General features: G+C 72.1%; 1 protein-coding gene and 1 pseudogene. Both read left to right on the top strand.

Annotation, left to right across the window (positions count from 1 at the left end; genetic code table 11):
- The first annotated feature begins 90 nt into the window (after positions 1–90).
- Entirely contained in the window at positions 91–915 is an 825-nt protein-coding gene (locus tag AOJ26_RS38965) for an urea amidolyase associated protein UAAP1 (protein WP_053853071.1), read from the top strand.
- Positions 912–1,496 (top strand): annotated as a pseudogene (locus AOJ26_RS38960) (urea amidolyase associated protein UAAP2); the annotation flags it as partial. The gene AOJ26_RS38965 and the pseudogene AOJ26_RS38960, both read left to right, overlap by 4 nt.
- Between the last annotated feature and the right edge of the window lie 125 nt (positions 1,497–1,621).

Raw genomic sequence — 1,621 nt, 5'->3', positions numbered from 1 at the left:
TGTATAAGAGACAGCAGGCAATCCCCCCGACCAACCCCGCCCCTAATTTCTGTCAAGCGACAGAAACACCCCCCGGAGCCGGAGGTCCGCATGGCCACAGAGACCACGTACGGAGCCCGAGACCACGCCCGTGCCCAGGAGGGCACCCGTGCCGAGGCCATGCCCGTCGTCCCGGCCGGCGACTGGCCGGAGCCGCCCCCCACGGCGGGCCCCCTCGTGTGGGCGGAGACCGTCGCGGGCGGCAACTACACCCACCGCGTCCTCGCCCGCGGCACCGAACTGCGCCTCACCGACCTCCACGGAGACGCCTGCGCCCACCTCCTCCTGTACGCGGAGAGCCGCCCTTGGGAGCGCCTGAACGTCGCCGACACCGTCAAGGTGCAGTGGAACGCCTACCTCGGCGAGGGCCAACTCCTCCTGTCCGACCAGGGCCGCGTCCTCGCGAGCGTCGTCGCCGGCACCTCCGGCCGCCATGACGCCCTGTGCGGCACCTCCACCCTGGTCCGCAACACCGGGCGCTACGGCGACGGCACCCCGCAGGGCCCCTCCCCCGCCGGCCGCGAGCTCTTCAAGCTGGCGGCCGCGAAGAACGGCCTCGAACCCCGCGATCTCCCGCCCTCCCTGTCCTTCTTCCAGGGCGTGCGCGTCCAGGAGGACGGCACCCTCGACTTCACCGGCTCCGCGGGCCCCGGCGGCAGCGTCACCCTCCGCACCGAACAGGACGTGACGGTGCTGATCGCGAACGTCCCGCACCCGGCCGACCCCCGCGCCGGCTACGTCAGCACCCCCCTGGAGGTCCTCGCCTGGCGCGCCGCGCCCACCCGACCCGGCGACCCCCTCTGGGACGCCACCCCCGAGGGCCGCCGCGCCTTCCTCAACACCGCCGAGTTCCTCGCCTCGAAGGGACGCTCATGAAGACCGTCGTTCCGGCCCGCGCCGCCTGGTCGTCCGTCGTCCGCGAGGGCGAGACGCTCACCGTCACCGACCTGCACGGCAACCAGGCCGTCGACTTCCTCGTCTACGACGCCCACGACACATCGGTCCGCTACAGCGCCCCCGACACCATCCAGGCACAGGGCGGCATCTTCCTCACCACGGGCAGTGTGCTGATGTCCAACGAGCACACCCCGCTGATGACGGTCACCGCCGACGACGTGGGCCGCCACGACACGGTCGGCGGCGCCTGCTCCAAGGAGTCGAACACCCTGCGCTACGGCCACCACACCTGGTCCCAGCACGCGTGCGTGGACAACTTCCTCGCCGAGGGCTCCCGGTACGGCCTCGGCAAGCGCGACCTCGTCTCCAACATCAACTGGTACATGAACGTCCCGGTGGAGAAGGACGGCACCCTCGGCATCGTCGACGGCATCTCCGCCCCGGGCCTCTCCCTGACCCTGCGCGCCGAACGCGACGTCCTGGTCCTCGTCTCCAACTGCCCCCAGATCAACAACCCTTGCAACGGCTTCGACCCGACACCCGTCGCGATGACGATCGAGGCCCCGGAGCCCCGGACCGGACCCGCGGCCACCACCGGGCCGACCCCCGCGGCCACCACGACCGATCCCACGACCAGGCCCACCCCCACGGCCGCCACGACCGCGCCCACCACCTGGCCCACGGC

Source organism: Streptomyces sp. NRRL B-24085, from assembly GCF_001282115.1.
Classification (GTDB): domain Bacteria; phylum Actinomycetota; class Actinomycetes; order Streptomycetales; family Streptomycetaceae; genus Streptomyces.
This window is presented reverse-complemented; position numbering and strand designations above follow the sequence as displayed.